14 protein-coding genes and 1 tRNA gene are annotated in these 12589 nt (G+C 54.0%); 8 read left to right on the top strand and 7 right to left on the bottom strand.

The window, feature by feature from the left end; genetic code table 11:
- Nucleotides 1–145: 145 nt before the first annotated feature.
- Entirely contained in the window at nt 146–754 is a 609-nt protein-coding gene (locus WFK85_RS14965) for a LuxR C-terminal-related transcriptional regulator (protein ID WP_166993191.1), read from the top strand.
- Nucleotides 755–785: 31 nt separating this feature from the next.
- Here the strand turns inward: WFK85_RS14965 and ecnB are convergent, their stop codons facing one another.
- The 3 genes from ecnB to efp form a co-directional block, all read right to left on the bottom strand.
- Nucleotides 786–932 (bottom strand): lipoprotein toxin entericidin B, encoded by a 147-nt coding sequence (gene ecnB, locus WFK85_RS14960; RefSeq protein ID WP_008453759.1) that lies wholly within the window; start codon nt 930–932, stop codon nt 786–788.
- A 104-nt stretch (nt 933–1036) separates the two neighbouring features.
- Nucleotides 1037–1171, bottom strand: coding sequence for an entericidin A/B family lipoprotein (locus tag WFK85_RS14955; RefSeq protein ID WP_039289517.1), 135 nt, complete (start codon nt 1169–1171; stop codon nt 1037–1039).
- A gap of 64 nt (nt 1172–1235) precedes the next feature.
- Nucleotides 1236–1802 carry an elongation factor P gene (gene efp / locus WFK85_RS14950; protein WP_008453764.1) on the bottom strand — a complete coding sequence of 189 codons (567 nt, stop codon included), beginning with the start codon at nt 1800–1802 and terminating at the stop codon, nt 1236–1238.
- A 41-nt stretch (nt 1803–1843) separates the two neighbouring features.
- On the opposite strand from efp, the gene epmB reads away from it, so the two are divergent.
- Entirely contained in the window at nt 1844–2872 is a 1029-nt protein-coding gene (gene epmB, locus WFK85_RS14945; RefSeq protein ID WP_166877414.1) for an EF-P beta-lysylation protein EpmB, read from the top strand.
- 206 nt (nt 2873–3078) lie between these two features.
- On the opposite strand, the gene WFK85_RS14940 is transcribed toward epmB, so the two are convergent.
- From WFK85_RS14940 to WFK85_RS14925, 4 genes are all read right to left on the bottom strand, one after another.
- Nucleotides 3079–3432, bottom strand: coding sequence for a DUF4156 domain-containing protein (locus tag WFK85_RS14940; protein WP_008453768.1), 354 nt, complete (start codon nt 3430–3432; stop codon nt 3079–3081).
- A gap of 129 nt (nt 3433–3561) precedes the next feature.
- Complete coding sequence (gene groL / locus WFK85_RS14935) at nt 3562–5208, bottom strand: chaperonin GroEL (protein ID WP_008453770.1); 1647 nt, start codon at nt 5206–5208, stop codon at nt 3562–3564.
- 40 nt (nt 5209–5248) lie between these two features.
- Nucleotides 5249–5542 carry a co-chaperone GroES gene (locus tag WFK85_RS14930; RefSeq protein WP_008453772.1) on the bottom strand — a complete coding sequence of 98 codons (294 nt, stop codon included), beginning with the start codon at nt 5540–5542 and terminating at the stop codon, nt 5249–5251.
- Nucleotides 5543–5676: 134 nt separating this feature from the next.
- On the bottom strand, nt 5677–6153 hold the full coding sequence (locus tag WFK85_RS14925; RefSeq protein WP_166993188.1) for an FxsA family protein: 477 nt from the start codon (nt 6151–6153) through the stop codon (nt 5677–5679).
- A gap of 344 nt (nt 6154–6497) precedes the next feature.
- Here WFK85_RS14925 and aspA point away from each other — a divergent pair, with 344 nt between their 5' ends.
- From aspA to WFK85_RS14895, 6 genes are all read left to right on the top strand, one after another.
- On the top strand, nt 6498–7934 hold the full coding sequence (gene aspA / locus WFK85_RS14920) for an aspartate ammonia-lyase (RefSeq protein ID WP_008453774.1): 1437 nt from the start codon (nt 6498–6500) through the stop codon (nt 7932–7934).
- Between the two features lie 115 nt (nt 7935–8049).
- Nucleotides 8050–9351 (top strand): anaerobic C4-dicarboxylate transporter, encoded by a 1302-nt coding sequence (locus WFK85_RS14915; RefSeq protein WP_008453775.1) that lies wholly within the window; start codon nt 8050–8052, stop codon nt 9349–9351.
- An 87-nt stretch (nt 9352–9438) separates the two neighbouring features.
- Complete coding sequence (cutA, locus tag WFK85_RS14910; RefSeq protein ID WP_166993185.1) at nt 9439–9762, top strand: divalent cation tolerance protein CutA; 324 nt, start codon at nt 9439–9441, stop codon at nt 9760–9762.
- Nucleotides 9738–11507, top strand: a complete 1770-nt coding sequence (locus tag WFK85_RS14905; protein WP_336708746.1) for a protein-disulfide reductase DsbD — start codon at nt 9738–9740, stop codon at nt 11505–11507. Before cutA ends, WFK85_RS14905 begins: the two co-directional genes overlap by 25 nt.
- A 38-nt stretch (nt 11508–11545) precedes the next feature.
- Nucleotides 11546–12121: a transcriptional regulator gene (locus WFK85_RS14900; RefSeq protein ID WP_008453778.1), complete on the top strand. Its 576-nt coding sequence runs from the start codon at nt 11546–11548 to the stop codon at nt 12119–12121.
- Between the two features lie 114 nt (nt 12122–12235).
- Nucleotides 12236–12311: transfer RNA gene (locus tag WFK85_RS14895), tRNA-Phe, on the top strand.
- The last annotated feature ends 278 nt before the right edge of the window (nt 12312–12589 follow it).

Below are 12589 nucleotides of genomic sequence, written 5' to 3'. Positions count from 1 at the left end.
TTCACTCGCTGGGCCTTGCTAAGCCTGGAATTGACAGCGAATTCGCGCGTATTTCCGTGATTCATTTTGGCAAATTTATTCATATGATAAAACGTGGTTTGCCAGCCTGCAAACGCCGCAGTAATGATTAACGTGAAGCGTGAAAATGTATAAAATATTATTGGTTGATAGGTGTTACTTCAGCCGTCAGGGACTGACGCACTTGCTCAATCAGAAAAATAATCTGGCTACGGCAGTGAGTATTTCAGAGACAGACAGTTTACTTCTCGCCCGGGAAAAAATTATTAAATGGCAGCCGAATATGGTGATCGCCGACTTCAACAGTTTCTCAACCGCATTGCATAATATCCAACAGCTTTCGACTATTTATTCTGCCTGTGGCGATACGACGCGCCTGCTGCTGCTGCAAAGCGGGCAACACCCCACCATTGCCGAGTACTGCGCGTCACAAGGCACTAACGATATTTGGGATAAGTCAGTATCATTGTCGGCATTAACGGCATTGATTCAGCAGACTATTGCGACCCGCCCGCCATTCCGTGAAGTGAAACGACATATTACGCCATTACTGACCTTACGCGAAGAGAGAATATTAAAACTCTGGAAGGAAGAGGCGAATAATGAATATATTGCCAGAGTGATGGAAATAAGCGTAAAAACGGTTTACACCTATAAGCGAAACATTCGATTAAAGCTGGGAGCCGACAATAGATTATCGCTTTTTTTAAATATTCCGGAGGCTGTTTTAGAATAACGGTACGGCACTAGCACCGTACCGAACAGTATTATTCCTGCGCTTTTGTTGCCGCACCAGAAATAGCCTTACCGCCGCTTTGTATATCCTCGCCCACGCCGCGGGTGGTGTTACAGGCGGTCAACAAGGATGAAAGAACGACGAGAGAGAAAAACGCAGCAATGGTTTTCTTAATCATGAGCTTTTCCTTATAACTATGTTGTTTGTGTATAGCTTGTTAAGCATAGCTAAAAAAATGAACAACGAAGGAAAAGCGAGGCGATTTCGGATAACTGGCAGGGACTATTTATTGGCTACGCGCTCAATGGCGCCGCCGAGATGTTGCAAGTCTTCGCCAAACCCACGCGTGGTATTACAACCCGACAGCGCAGCGGCCAGCAGCGAGATAAAAAGAATCTGTTTCAACAAACGGTTCATCTTCCCTGCCCTGACAAAGCGGCGGCGCGAGCCTCAGGCACCGCGCCGCGAACCTTCACGAGAATTACTTCACGCGAGAAACGTATTCACCAGAACGGGTGTCAACTTTGATGACTTCGCCGATCTGGACGAACAGCGGAACTTTAACCACAGCGCCGGTGCTCAGGGTTGCTGGCTTGCCGCCGGTCCCTGCAGTGTCACCTTTCAGACCTGGATCGGTTTCAACGATTTCCAGCTCAACAAAGTTCGGTGGGGTAACGGAGATTGGCTGACCGTTCCACAGGGTCACGATGCACTCAGCCTGGTCCAGCAGCCATTTAGCGTTTTCGCCAACGGCTTTTTCGTCTGCAGCCAGCTGCTCGAAGGTTTGGTTGTTCATGAAGTGATAGAACTCACCGTCGTTGTACAGGTAAGTCAGGTTCATATCGACAACGTCAGCGCCTTCTGCAGAGTCAGTAGACTTGAAGGTTTTCTCAACGCGGGTACCGGTCAGCAGACGACGCAGCTTAACGCGCGCGAATGCCTGGCCCTTGCCCGGTTTTACGAATTCGCTGGCTTCAACCGCGTACGGTTCGCCATCCATCATGATTTTAAGACCGGCACGGAAATCGTTGCTAGAATAAGTCGCCATAAGGCCCTCTGAATTTGTTAACTGGTAGCTTAGCCAAAAAAATGGCACACATTGTAACCCTAAATCCCCCTCACAGAGAAGATTGGTTAACGCAACTTGCCGATGTTATAACCGATCCTGATGAACTGCTGCACATTTTAAATGTAGCTGACGATGAAGAACTGCTTGCCGGGCGTGAAGCAAGGCGTCTTTTTGCCCTGCGCGTCCCTCGCGCTTTCGTCGCGCGCATGGAAAAAGGTAACCCCAACGACCCGTTACTGCGTCAGGTTTTGACGGCAAAACAGGAGTTCGTTGCCGCGCCCGGCTTCACCACCGATCCGCTGGAAGAGCAACACAGCGTTGTCCCAGGGCTGCTGCATAAGTACCGCAACCGCGCCTTGCTGCTGGTGAAAGGTGGCTGCGCCGTAAACTGCCGCTACTGTTTCCGCCGCCACTTCCCGTATGCCGACAACCAGGGCAACAAACGCAACTGGCAAACGGCGCTGGCGTATATCAGCGAACATCCTGAGCTGGACGAAATTATTTTCTCCGGCGGCGACCCGCTGATGGCCAAAGATCACGAACTGGACTGGCTGATGAGCGAGCTGGAGGCCATTCCTCATATCAAACGCCTGCGTATTCACAGCCGCCTGCCGATTGTCATCCCGGCGCGTATTACCGATGGGCTGGCAGCAAGAATCGCCCGCTCATCGCTTCAGGTGCTGCTGGTTAATCATATTAACCACGCCCAGGAAATTGGCGACGATTTCCGCTCGGCGATGGCAAAGCTACGCCTGGCGGGCGTCACGCTGCTGAATCAAAGCGTGTTGCTGCGCGGCGTGAACGACAACGCACAAACTCTGGCCGACCTTAGTAATGCGTTGTTTAATGCGGGCGTGATGCCGTATTACCTGCACGTACTCGACAGAGTGCAAGGTGCGGCGCACTTTATGGTGGAAGACGAAGAGGCCCGGGCGATTATGCGTGAGCTGCTGACGCTGGTTTCTGGCTATATGGTGCCGAAGCTGGCGAGAGAAATAGGCGGAGAGCCAAGTAAGACGCCGCTGGATTTGCAGCTACGGCAAAAGTGAGAGCTTAACGCCCTCACCCTAACCCTCTCCCCCAGGAGAGGGAACCGCTTAGTGCTGCCTTCAACTGTAGAAAAAGCCCCACGACTTTATCCCTTACCAGTGACAGGGAACCGCAAGTCCTTCCTCGATCTCTATCAGTAAAAGCACGTCCGTTTTTCTCCCTCTCCCTGAAGGAGAGGGCCGGGGTGAGGGTAATACTTACCGAATCAGTTCGGGCACTTATAAACCTGACCCGTCATTTGGCTGGCCGTTGGCGCAAAGCTCGAGAGCAGCGTCTGGGTTGGGCTGCTCACGCCGTACAGCACGTTGCCGCCCATTTCGGCCGCATTGTTACGCAGTGCGTTTGCCGCGCCGCGCATAGACCCGCCTTCATCGCCGTGCTGGCCAGACAGCCAGTTGCTCTGTTCCCCGGTCGCGGTGCCTAATAGACGGCATTCGCTTCCTGGTTTGTCTTCAACAAAACGAACGCTCTGGCCGCTGGAGCTAAGCTGATTGCCCGTGCTACATCCTGCCAGCAGCAGCGCTGCCAGAACCACTCCTGATGAGACTTTCATGCGCATGTTATTCCCCGTAATCAAGGTATTGAGCCGTTATTGCCCGGTAAGCACTTATACCAGAGTGTGAACAAAAGAAAAAACCCCCAGACATTTCTGACTGAGGGTTTCTTTAACACAAGGTGCTAAGGCGAATTACATCATGCCGCCCATGCCACCCATGCCGCCCATACCACCAGCAGCGCCTAAGTCAGGAGCATCGCCTTTAGGCAGGTCGGTGACCATGCACTCGGTAGTGATCATCAGGCCCGCCACGGAAGCCGCGTACTGCAGAGCAGAACGAGTAACTTTGGTTGGGTCCAGGATACCGAAATCGATCATGTTGCCGTATTCTTCGGTCGCGGCGTTGTAACCGTAGTTACCTTCGCCCGCTTTCACCGCGTTGGTGACAACGGATGGCTCTTCACCGGCGTTAGAAACGATCTGACGCAGAGGAGCTTCCATCGCGCGCAGCGCAACTTTGATACCCACGTTCTGGTCTTCGTTCTGAGCGGTCAGGCCAGCCAGTTTAGCGGCAACGCGAACCAGCGCTACACCACCACCAGCAACCACGCCTTCTTCAACCGCAGCACGGGTAGCGTGCAGGGCATCGTCGACGCGAGCTTTTTTCTCTTTCATTTCAACTTCGGTAGCAGCACCAACTTTGATTACCGCTACGCCGCCTGCCAGTTTCGCTACGCGCTCCTGCAGTTTTTCGCGGTCATAGTCAGAAGTTGCTTCTTCGATCTGCTTACGGATCTGACCAACGCGGCCCTGAATAGCGGCTTCTTCACCCACGCCATCGATGATGGTGGTGGTGTCTTTGTTGATCACAACGCGTTTAGCCTGGCCGAGGTCTTCCAGGGTCGCTTTTTCCAGCTCCATACCGATCTCTTCAGAGATAACGGTACCGCCGGTCAGGGTAGCGATGTCCTGCAGCATAGCTTTACGGCGGTCACCGAAGCCTGGTGCTTTAACCGCAGCCACTTTCACGATGCCACGCATGGTGTTAACCACCAGGGTAGCCAGCGCTTCGCCTTCAACATCTTCAGCGATGATAACCAGCGGTTTGCCTGCTTTCGCAACGGCTTCCAGCACTGGCAGCATTTCACGGATGTTGGAGATTTTTTTGTCAGCCAGCAGGATGAACGGGCTTTCCAGCTCAACAGCGCCAGTTTCTGGCTTGTTGATGAAGTATGGGGACAGGTAGCCGCGGTCGAACTGCATACCTTCAACCACGTCCAGTTCGTCTTCCAGACCGGTACCGTCTTCAACGGTGATCACGCCTTCTTTACCGACTTTATCCATCGCTTCAGCGATCAGTTTACCTACGGTTTCGTCGGAGTTAGCGGAGATAGTACCAACCTGAGCAATCGCTTTAGAGTCAGAGCACGGCACGGACAGCGCTTTCAGCTCTTCAACAGCGGCAACAACGGCTTTATCGATACCGCGTTTCAGGTCCATTGGGTTCATGCCCGCAGCAACGGCTTTCAGACCTTCGGTGATGATAGCCTGAGCCAGTACGGTTGCGGTGGTGGTACCGTCGCCTGCAGCGTCGTTCGCTTTAGAGGCAACTTCTTTTACCATCTGTGCGCCCATGTTTTCGAACTTGTCTTCCAGCTCGATTTCACGCGCTACGGAAACGCCATCTTTGGTGATGGTCGGTGCACCGAAAGATTTATCCAGAACCACGTTACGGCCTTTAGGACCGAGGGTAACTTTCACTGCATCTGCCAGTACGTTAACGCCGCGCAGCATTTTTACACGAGCGTCGTTACCGAATTTTACGTCTTTAGCTGCCATTTCTTCTATTCCTCAAATTCGTTCAGGTTCGTGCGTCAAATTACGCTTCAACAATTGCCAGGATGTCGCTTTCGGACATGATCAGCACTTCTTCGTTGTCGATTTTCTCGGACTTCACGCCGTAGCCATCGTTGAAGATAACGATGTCACCCACTTTCACGTCCAGCGGCTGCACGCTACCGTTTTCCAGGATGCGGCCTTTACCGACAGCGATGATCTCGCCACGAGTTGATTTGCCCGCTGCGGAGCCAGTCAGAACGATGCCGCCCGCAGATTTGGACTCAACTTCTTTACGCTTGACGATGACACGATCATGTAATGGACGAATGCTCATTGATAGCTCTCCTTTGAGAAAGTCAGTATCAGATAGTTAGGTAACGCCGTCCCACAGGGGTAATCGGCTGGTGACCTGATTAATGGGGATGCGCTTTCCCCCCTTCAAGGGGGGAAAACAAAAAAAACTAAAATTTAACGATCATCCCGGTGCTGGTCGTCGAGGCGCTTTGGCGCGTCGTCTTTACGCTGGAACTCACCGTCGAATGTATTGCCCCCTTCACTACCGGCGCTAAAACCGCCGCCAGGCATGCGGGAGAAGCGCAAATGCGGCATCAGCTTGAGCGTGAGGTGCTTTTGCACCGGCGGCAACAGCAGCAGCAGACCGAGGAAGTCGGTAAAAAAGCCCGGCAACAGCAGCAAAATACCGGCCATGATCAGCGAGACGCTTTTGATCATCTCCGCCGCAGGGCTTTCGCCTGCCGCCATCTTCTGCTGCATCAGCATCAGGTTTTTAAAGCCCTGGTTACGCACCAGAGAAAGGCCAATCACCGAAGTGAAAATGACCAGAATCAGGGTCATAAAGACCCCCAAAACGTGTGCCACCTGTATGAACAGCGAAATTTCGATGTAAACATAAAGGAAAACGGCAATAAACGGGATCCAGCGCACTATACGCTCCTGTCATCGGGCGAGCCCGTTAATGGTCTCGCGAAAAATAGATTAGCAATTACGCGTAGGAGGGAGATGGCGACGCTGTAGACAAAGATCAATGTTTATTGCGTGAATTTTTTCTGGAAATTTTCAACTGTTGACCTATATCACATATTAATAATTGTTATGCGTGGCGGCTTTTAATAAGTGATCCAGGTTACTGCTTTTCGCTATCATCAGCATATCATCACGTCAACGCGGTCGAATATGGACATAATCGTCGGCCTATTAAGCTCACAACCACATTTCGTGTGTGTGAATAAAACAGTGCATTTATCTGCAGCTTTACTAAGAAGGTTCACATGTTAAATAACATTCGTATCGAAGAAGATTTGTTGGGTACCAGGGAAGTGCCAGCGGATGCCTACTACGGCGTTCATACTCTGAGAGCGATTGAAAACTTCTACATTAGCAACAGTAAAATCAGTGACATACCGGAATTTGTACGCGGTATGGTGATGGTAAAAAAAGCGGCGGCAATGGCGAACAAGGAACTGCAAACCATTCCTAAGAGCATCGCGAACACCATCATTCAGGCCTGTGATGAAGTCCTGAACAACGGCAAATGCATGGATCAATTCCCGGTAGACGTCTACCAGGGCGGCGCCGGTACTTCCGTCAACATGAACACCAACGAAGTCCTCGCTAACATCGGTCTGGAACTGATGGGCCACCAGAAAGGTGAATACCAGTTCCTGAACCCGAACGACCACGTCAACAAATGCCAGTCCACTAACGACGCCTACCCAACCGGCTTCCGCATCGCAGTTTACGCTTCCATCGTGAAACTGATCGATGCCATTAATCAGCTGGGCGAAGGCTTCCAGCGTAAAGCGGTTGAGTTTTCTGAGATCCTGAAAATGGGCCGCACCCAGCTTCAGGACGCTGTTCCGATGACCCTCGGTCAGGAGTTCCACGCGTTCAACGTGCTGCTGACTGAAGAGACTAAAAACCTGCTGCGCACCGCTGAACTGCTGCTGGAAGTGAACCTTGGCGCAACCGCCATCGGTACTCGCCTCAACACGCCAGATGGCTACCAGCAGCTGGCCGTACAGAAACTGGCAGAAGTCAGCGGCCTGGCCTGCGTACCAGCAGAAGACCTGATTGAAGCCACTTCCGACTGCGGCGCATACGTGATGGTGCACAGCTCCCTGAAGCGCCTGGCAGTGAAAATGTCCAAAATCTGTAACGACCTGCGCCTGCTCTCTTCCGGCCCGCGCGCTGGCCTGAACGAAATCAACCTGCCAGAACTGCAGGCGGGTTCTTCTATCATGCCGGCCAAAGTGAACCCGGTTGTCCCGGAAGTGGTGAATCAGGTTTGCTTCAAAGTCATCGGTAACGACACCACGGTGACCATGGCATCCGAAGCAGGTCAGCTGCAGCTGAACGTGATGGAGCCGGTGATTGGCCAGGCAATGTTCGAATCCATTCATATCCTGACCAACGCCTGCTACAACCTGCTGGAAAAATGCATTAACGGCATCACCGCGAATAAAGAAGTGTGTGAGAGCTACGTGTACAACTCCATCGGTATCGTGACCTACCTGAACCCGTTCATTGGCCACCACAACGGCGACATCGTCGGCAAGATCTGCGCAGAAACCGGCAAGAGCGTGCGCGAGGTCGTGCTAGAGCGCGGCCTGCTGACAGAAGCCGAGCTGGACGATATCTTCTCCGTCCACAACCTGATGCACCCGGTCTACAAAGCTAAGCGCTATACCGATGAAAGCGAACAATAACTCATCCACATAAACGCCAAAAGGCACGTCCAGTCGGACGTGCCTTTTTCATTTTAACGGTATACGAAAACATAACATTTCATTTTCATCTCATTTAAATCTCAAGGATGCAATTATGTTTGGTGCTGAACTCGTGGTCGTCCTGCTGGCGATCTATCTCGGGGCAAGGCTGGGAGGGATCGGTATTGGTTTTGCCGGTGGTCTCGGCGTGCTGGTGCTTACCCTTATCTTCCAGATCAAACCGGGGGCAATCCCCTTTGACGTGATTGAAATTATCATGGCGGTGATCGCCGCGATTGCGGCCATGCAGGTCGCGGGCGGCATGGACTACCTGGTCAGCCTTGCGGAACGCATGCTGCGCCGCCATCCGAAATACATCACCTTCCTTGCGCCTCTGGTCACCTGGTTTATGACCATTCTGGCCGGGACCGGCCACACGGCCTTTTCCACGCTGCCGGTGATTACCGAAGTGGCAAAAGAGCAGGGCATTCGCCCTTCTCGCCCGCTTTCTATCGCCGTTGTCGCCTCACAAATTGCCATTACGGCATCGCCGATTTCCGCTGCAGTGGTGTTTTTTGCCGGCATTCTGGAGCCGATGGGCGTGAGCTACCTGACGCTGCTAGGTATCTGTATCCCGGTCACGCTGATTGCCGTGATGCTAACCGCGGTGGTGTGTAACTTCCTCGGCTGCGAGCTGAAAGACGATCCGGTTTACCAGGAACGCCTTGCCAAAGGCGAAGTGAAGCTGCGCGGTAGCCAGGTCTTCGAGCTGAAGCCGCACGCCAAGCGTTCGGTGCTGCTATTCCTGATCGGTATTGTCGCCGTGATGTTCTATGCCACCGCGATCAGCGATACCGTCGGCCTGATTCAGAACCCGGTTCTGCCGCGTAACGAAGCGATTGTTGTGTTTATGCTCACCATCGCCACGCTGATTAGCATCACCTGTAAAATCGACACTGGCGAAGTGCTGAACGCCAGCACCTTTAAGTCCGGCATGAGCGCCTGTATTTGCGTACTCGGCGTTGCATGGCTGGGCGATACCTTCGTTAAGTCCCATATCAGCGACATTCAGGCGGTTGCCGGTGACCTGCTGAACGGTTACCCGTGGCTGCTGGCTGTGGTGCTGTTCTTCGCGGCCACCTTGCTCTATTCCCAGGCAGCCACAACGAAAGCGCTGATGCCTGCGGCCCTGCTGCTCGGCGTCACGCCATTAACCGCCGTCGCCTCTTTTGCAGCGGTATCTGCGCTGTTCGTCCTGCCAACCTACCCGACGCTGCTGGCAGCGGTCGAAATGGACGACACCGGCTCAACCCGTATCGGCAAATATGTGTTCAACCACGCCTTCCTGATCCCCGGCGTCATTGCCATTACTTTGTGCGTTATCCTCGGCTTTATCATCGGCGGGATCGTACTGTAAATCTCCGCCAGACGCGGGCTGCAATGCAGCCCGTTTTCTTCTGCTCATGTTATAGTCATCGCACTTTCTTCTCAGATGAGGTTTGCGATGTCGATGACCCAGGCTGTCGTTGTACTCTGTACCGCCCCGGATGAAGCCACCGCGCAGGATCTGGCCGCGAAAGTGCTGGCGGAGAAACTTGCCGCCTGCGTGACGCTGCTGCCGGGCGCAACTTCGCTCTATTACTGGGAAGGAAAGCTGGAGCAGGAGTACGAAGTCCAAATGCTGCTCAAGAGCGACGTGGAACGCCAGGAGGCACTGCTTGCCTGCCTGAAAACCCATCACCCTTATCAAACGCCAGAACTACTGGTTCTGCCAGTTGCACACGGAAACAGTGAATATCTCTCATGGCTCTACGCATCATTACGCTAGTCCTGCTGTTATGCAGTTCGCAGGCCTTTGCCGGGCTGTTTGACGCCCAAAATAAAACGCAGTTTGTCCCGGTCGACCAGGCTTTTTCCTTTGACTTTCAGCAGGCCGAGCACAAGCTGACGCTCAGCTGGCAGATAAAACCCGGCTATTATCTCTATCGCCAGCAGATCAAAGTGGTGCCCACCAGCGCGGACATTACGCCCCTGGTTATGCCTAAAGGCACCTGGCACGAAGATGAGTTCTACGGCAAAACGGAGATCTTCACCCAGCAGCTAACTCTGCCCATTACGGTAAATGCCGCCAATAAAGGTTCGTCCGTCAGCGTCACTTACCAGGGCTGCGCCGAAGCCGGATTCTGCTATCCGCCGGAAACGCGCGTTGTGCCGTTGAGTGCTATTGCTGCGTCGGCTAATGATGCCAATGTGTCTTCCTCCCTCTCTCCATCAAGAGACGAGGCCAATATTTCTTCCTCCCTCTCCCCTTCTGGGGAGAGGGCCGGGGTGAGGGGAACAGACAGCTCCGCACCCGCATCGCTCCCCTTCTCCGCGCTGTGGGCCTTCCTGATCGGCATCGGCATCGCCTTCACGCCCTGCGTGCTGCCGATGTACCCGCTCATTTCCGGCATCGTACTAGGTGGTAAACAACGCCTGTCCACTGCCCGGGCGCTGCTGCTGGCCTTTGTATACGTCCAGGGCATGGCGCTGACCTACACCGCACTCGGTCTTGTCGTTGCCGCCGCAGGACTCCAGTTCCAGGCGGCACTCCAGCACCCATACGTGCTGATTGGCCTGTCGGCGCTCTTTATCCTGCTCGCCGCCTCGATGTTCGGTCTGTTCACGCTGCAGCTGCCCTCGTCGCTGCAAACGCGCCTGGCGCTAATGAGCAACCGCCAGCAGGGCGGCTCGGCGGGCGGCGTCTTTGCTATGGGCGCGCTGGCCGGGCTTATCTGCTCGCCGTGCACCACCGCGCCGCTTAGCGCTATCCTGCTGTACATCGCGCAAAGCGGAAATATGTGGCTCGGCGGCGGCACGCTTTACCTTTACGCGCTGGGCATGGGCCTGCCGCTAATCCTGATTACCGTCTTCGGTAATCGCCTGCTGCCGAAAAGCGGGCCGTGGATGGAAAGCGTCAAAACCGCCTTTGGTTTTGTGATTCTGGCGCTGCCGGTCTTCCTGCTGGAGCGTGTGCTGGGCGACATCTGGGGGCTGAGGCTGTGGGGCCTGCTGGGCGTCGCCTTCTTCAGTTGGGCATTTATCACCAGCCTTGGAGCGAAGAAGTCCTGGCTACGCATGCTACAAATTATTCTTCTGGGTGCCGCGCTGGTGTCCGCTCGTCCGCTGCAGGACTGGGCTTTTGGCTCTCCGGCATCCGTTCAGTCCGTCCCTCACCTCAGCTTTAACAAAATAGCCAACGTTGAGCAGCTCGACGCCGCGCTAGCCGGGGCGAAAGGCAAACCGGTGATGTTAGATTTGTACGCCGACTGGTGCGTGGCGTGTAAAGAGTTTGAGAAATACACCTTTAGCGATCCGCAGGTGCAAAAAGCGCTGTCTGGCACCGTTTTACTGCAGGCCGATGTCACGGCAAATAACGCCGACGACAAAGCCCTGCTGAAGCATTTACAGGTGCTTGGCCTGCCAACCATTTTATTCTTTGATGCTAACGGCGTTGAACAACCGGCAGACCGCGTCACAGGCTTTATGGACGCCTCCGCGTTCAGCGAGCATTTGCGCAATCGCAGCCAGTAAACAACACTTGATCCGTTGGGAAACGTAAGGAGAAAACCGTGCAACGCGAAGAAGTTTTAGAGCACGCCCTGCATGTCCTTGAACGTGAAGGCATTGCCAGCACGACGCTGGAGATGGTGGCGAAAGAAGCCGATTATCCGCTCGCTGAGATTCGCCAGTTCTGGCCCGACAGCGAAGCCCTGCTGTACGACGCCCTGCGCTACTTAAGTTCGCAGGTGGATGTCTGGCGGCGTCAGCTGATGCTGGACGAAGAGTTAACGCCGGAGCAAAAGCTGCTTAAGCGCTACCACGCCCTGACCGAATGCGTGAGCAACCAGCGTTATCCCGGCTGCCTGTTTATTGCCGCCTGCACCTTCTACCCTGATGCCGCGCACCCGATTCATCAACTGGCTGACCAGCAGAAAAAAGCGGCCTGGGAATACACGCACGAGCTGCTCACACAAATGGAAGTGGACGACCCAACCATGGTCGCGCACCAAATGGAATTGGTGCTGGAAGGCTGCCTGAGCAAGCTATTGGTGAAGCGTAGCCAGGCTGATATCGACACGGCCAGAACCCTTGCGGAAGATATTCTGCGCTTTGCGCTGTGCCGCACCGGCGGGGCATTAACCTGAAGCACGTCTTTTTGCTGTCTTTGACTGAAAAGCAGGCAATCAGCATAGTTTTAGGTAATTTTTATGACAAAGCCGTTGACGCCTGGCGGCCTTTACGGTTTAATGCGGCCCGTTGCCCGGATAGCTCAGTCGGTAGAGCAGGGGATTGAAAATCCCCGTGTCCTTGGTTCGATTCCGAGTCCGGGCACCACTATTTAGAAGAACCCGCCTATGGCGGGTTTTTTGCTTTTGGCGAAACGGACTCTGCATCGAGCTGAAAGTCGATTATTCGTCTCATCCCTGAGACTCACCCCATAAGGGGCCAGCGCAAGCGCTGTTCAAAAACGTTCCTGACGTTTTAGTATTCGTCTCATCCCTGAGACTCACCCCATAAGGGGCCAGCGCAAGCGCTGTTCAAAAACGTTCCTGACGTTTTAGTATTCGTCTCATCCCTGAGACTCACCCCATAAGGGGCCAGCGCAAGCGCTG

This window comes from Cedecea sp. VD22 (assembly GCF_037150195.1).
GTDB lineage: Bacteria > Pseudomonadota > Gammaproteobacteria > Enterobacterales > Enterobacteriaceae > Cedecea.
Note: the sequence above shows the minus strand (reverse complement) of the source record. Positions and strands in the feature narration are given on the sequence as shown.